At 76.2% G+C, this 3,944-nt stretch carries 1 protein-coding gene and 1 pseudogene; both read right to left on the reverse strand.

What is annotated here, in order from left to right; translation table 11 throughout:
• A partial coding sequence (locus tag VR45_RS50400) for an SDR family NAD(P)-dependent oxidoreductase (RefSeq protein WP_353612760.1) occupies nt 1–2,855 on the reverse strand: 2,855 nt, incomplete at its 3' end.
• Between the two features lie 86 nt (nt 2,856–2,941).
• Nucleotides 2,942–3,910, reverse strand: a pseudogene (locus VR45_RS50405) (acyltransferase domain-containing protein); the annotation flags it as partial.
• Nucleotides 3,911–3,944: the final 34 nt, after the last annotated feature.

Raw genomic sequence — 3,944 nt, forward strand, 5'->3', positions numbered from 1 at the left:
CGCCGGGTGGTCGAGGTGCCGGGGCGGTCGGGGTCGGGGTCGTAGAGGGCTTCGACGTCCCAGCCGCGGTCGGTGGGGAGATCCGAAACGGCGTCACCGCCGTCGGCGAGCAGGCGCCACAGGTCTTCGGGGGTGCCGATGCCGCCGGGGAACCGGCAGGCCATGGACACGATCGCGATCGGCTCGTCGTCGGACGCGGGCGTGTGCGCGGCGGTGTCCGGGTCGTCGGGACGCGGCTCGCCGGCCTGCCGGCCGAGCAGTTCGGCGCGGATCTCCCGGGCGAGCGCGACGGACGACGGGTGGTCGAAGACCAGGGTGGACGGCAGCCGCAGTCCGGTGGCGGTGTTGAGCCGGTTGCGGAGTTCGACCGCGGTGAGGGAGGCGAAGCCCAGGTCCTGGAAGGCCGCGCCGGGCCGGATCGCGTCCACCGAGGGATGGCCGAGGACGGCTGCCGCGTGGGTGCGCACCAGGTCGAGCAGCAGGCGGTGCTGCTCGGATTCGCCGAGGGCGGTGAGCCGTTGGCGCAGCAGTGCGGCGGCGGGTGCCTCCGTGTCGCCGGTCGCCGCCGCCAGCGCGCGGCGGGCTTCGGGGATGCCGGTGAGCAGCGGGCTGGGGCGGGTGGAGGTGAAGACGGCGGCGAAGCGCTCCCAGTCGACGTCGGCGACGGCGAGTACGGTCTCGTCGTCGTCCAGCGCCTGTCGCAGGGCCTGGACCGCGAGGTCGGGGGCGATCCGGGGCAGGCCGTGCTGCTCCAGTTTGAACAGGTCGGCGTCCTCCCCGGCGACGCGGTCCGGGTTCTCGGCCTGCCAGATGCCCCAGTCGACGGTGGTGGCGGTGAGGCCGCGGGCTCGACGATGCTGGGCCAAGGCGTCGAGGTAGGCGTTGGCGGCGGCGTACGCGCCGTGGTCGCCGCTGCCCCAGACCCCGGCGATCGAGGAGAACAGGACGAAGGCATCGAGTTCGCGGTCGAGCAGGGCGTCGAGGTGTTCGGCGCCGGCGGCCTTGGCCGCGACNTTGGCGGCGGCGTACGCGCCGTGGTCGCCGCTGCCCCAGACCCCGGCGATCGAGGAGAACAGGACGAAGGCATCGAGTTCGCGGTCGAGCAGGGCGTCGAGGTGTTCGGCGCCGGCGGCCTTGGCCGCGACGATCTGTTCGAAGGCGGACATCGGTGTGCCGTCGAGGGGGGCGAGCGCGACGAAGGCGGCCGCGTGGACGACCGCGGTGACCCGGTCGCCCGCCGCCTCCAGGCCGGTGAGCAGCGCGGCCACGGCCCGACGGTCCGCCAGGTCGCAGACGGGCAGGGTCAGTCGTACGCCGAGGACGGCCAGTTCCGCGGCGAGTGCGGCCGCGCCGGGTGCTTGGGGGCCGCGCCGGCCGGGCAGGACGAGGTGGGTGGCGCCACTGCGGGCCAGCCAGCGGGCGAGGTGCGGGCCGACGGCTCCGGTGCCGCCGGTCAGCAGGACGGTGCCGCGGGGCTTCCAGTGCTCCGGACGGGCGTCGTTCCTGGGGGCGCGCCGGAGGCGGCGGGCCAGCAGGCCGGCGGGGCGCAGGGCGAGCTGGTCCTCGCGGCCGACGCCGTCCGTGCCGGTGCCCGCGCCGGAGGCCGTCAGTACGGCGGCGAGCCGGGTCCTGGTGCGGGCGTCGAGGTCCGGCGGCAGGTCGACGAGTCCGCCCCAGCGGGCGGACTGTTCCAGCGCGGCCACCAGTCCGGTGCCCCAGACCAGTGCCTGGCGGGGGTGGGTGACCGGGTCGTCGGGGCCCGTGGACACGGCCCCGGCGGTGACGCACCAGAGGGGCGCGGTGAGGGCAAGGTCGCCCAGGGCCTGCACCAGGGCGACGGTGAGTGCCGTCCCGGTGGGCAGGGCCGGGTGGTCGGGGTGGGACCGGTCGGCGGCGGCCAGCAGCGACAGCACGCCCGTCGGGACGCGGTCGCCGAGGGCGGTGGCGAGCGTGTCCGCGAGGTCCGTGCGGCGGACGGCACCGTCCGTGAGTTCGGCCGTGACGACGGTGGCGCCCGCTTCGGCGAGGGCGAGCAACGGCCCGCGCACCTGTGCGTCGTCGTCGTGTCCGGCGGGCAGGACGACGAGCCAGGTGCCGGCGGCGGCGGTGGCGGCCGGCGGGTCGGGCAGGGGCTGCCAGCCGATGCGGTAGCGCCAGGAGTCGATGACGCTCTCGTCGCGCCGCTGTTTGCGCCAGCCGCGCAGGGCCGGCAGTACGGGGGCGAGGGCGTCCTCGTCGACGGCGAGGTGGGCGGCGATCTCGGCCGGGGCGTCGTGGTCGACCATGTGCCAGAAGGCCGTGTCGTGCGGGTCGGCGGCGGCCGGTCCGGCGTCGGGTGCCGTGTCCGGCTCCAGCCAGTAGCGCCGCAGCTGGAAGGGGTATCCGGGCAGGGCGGTCGGGCGGGCGCCGGTGCCGGCGTACACCGCGGACCAGTCGACGGCCGCGCCCGCCACCCACAGTTCGGCGGCCGACTGCAGGGCCCGGCGCGGTCCGCCGTCGTCGCGGCGCAGGGTGCCGACGACCACGGGCGGCTCCGCGGCTCCGGTGGCCTCGGCGGTGTCCTGGAGGGCCATGGTCAGCACCGGGTGCGGCGACACCTCGACGAAGACCTCGTGGCCCTGCTCGACCAGGGAGCGTACGGCCGCGTCGAAGCGGACGGTCCCGCGGAGGTTGCGGTACCAGTAGTCGGCGTCCATGGCCGTGGTGTCGAGCCGGTCGCCGGTGACGGTGGAGAACAGCGGGATCCGGGCCGGGAGCGGGCGTACGCCGGCCAGTGCCGCCAGCACCTCGGACCTGATCCGTTCGACCTGGACCGAGTGTGAGGCGTAGTCCACGGGTACGGACCGGGCCCGCACGCCCTGGGCTGTCTCTTATACACATCTCTGACGGCGGCCACCGACAGCTTCTCCGCCCAGGGGGCGATCTCGGCGCGGACCCGGTCCTCGGGCAGGGACACCGCGACCATGCCGCCGAGTCCGGCCAGCGCACGGATGGCCCGGCTGCGCAGGGCGACGACCTTCGCCCCGTCCTCCAGGCTCAGCGCTCCCGCCACCACGGCGGCGGCGATCTCGCCCTGGCTGTGCCCGACCACAGCGTCGGGCCGGACGCCCCAGGACTCCCAGTGCGCGGCCAGTGACACCATCACCGCCCACAGCGCCGGCTGCACCACGTCCACCCGTTCCAGGGAGGGTGCCCCCGGGGCACCCTCCAGGACGGCGGGGAGCCGCCAGTCGACATGGGCGGACAGGGCGGCGTCGCAGGCGGCGAGGCGGTCCCGGAAGACGGGGCTGGTGGCGAGCAGGTCCCGTGCCATGCCGGCCCACTGGGAGCCCTGGCCCGGGAACACCAGTGCCGTGCGGCCCTCGACGACCCGGCCGGTGCCCACGACGACGTCGGCGGGCGCGGCCGGGTCGGTGGGGAGGAGGTCAGTGCCCGGTCCGGACAGGGCGGCGAGCCCGCTCGACAGTCCGGGACGCCCCTCGCCGATCACCACGGCCCGGTGTTCGAAGGCGGACCGGGTGGTGGCCAGCGAGAACCCGATGTCGGCCGGCCGTGCGGGCGCGTCCACGGCGAGCCGGGCGCGCAGCCGGGCCGCCTGGTCCTCGAGCGCGGACGCGGTGCGCCCGGACAGCACCCAGGGCAGCACGGCCCCGGGCGCGGTGTCCGGCCCGTCGGTGACCGCTTCCGGCCCGTCGGCCGGTTCCGGCTCCGGTGCCTGTTCGAGGACGACGTGCGCATTGGTGCCGCTCATGCCGAACGAGGACACCCCGGCCCGGCGCGGCCGGTCGACGGCGGGCCAGTCGCGGGCCTCGGTGAGGAGTTCGACGGCGCCCGAGGACCAGTCGGCGTGCGGGGTGGGCGCGTCCACGTGCAGGGTGCGCGGCAGCACGCCGTGCCGCAGCGCGAGCACCGTTTTGATGACCCCGGCGACTCCGGCGGCGGCC

The organism is Streptomyces sp. NRRL S-495, assembly GCF_000966955.1.
GTDB classification, from domain to species: Bacteria; Actinomycetota; Actinomycetes; order Streptomycetales; family Streptomycetaceae; genus Kitasatospora; species Kitasatospora purpeofusca.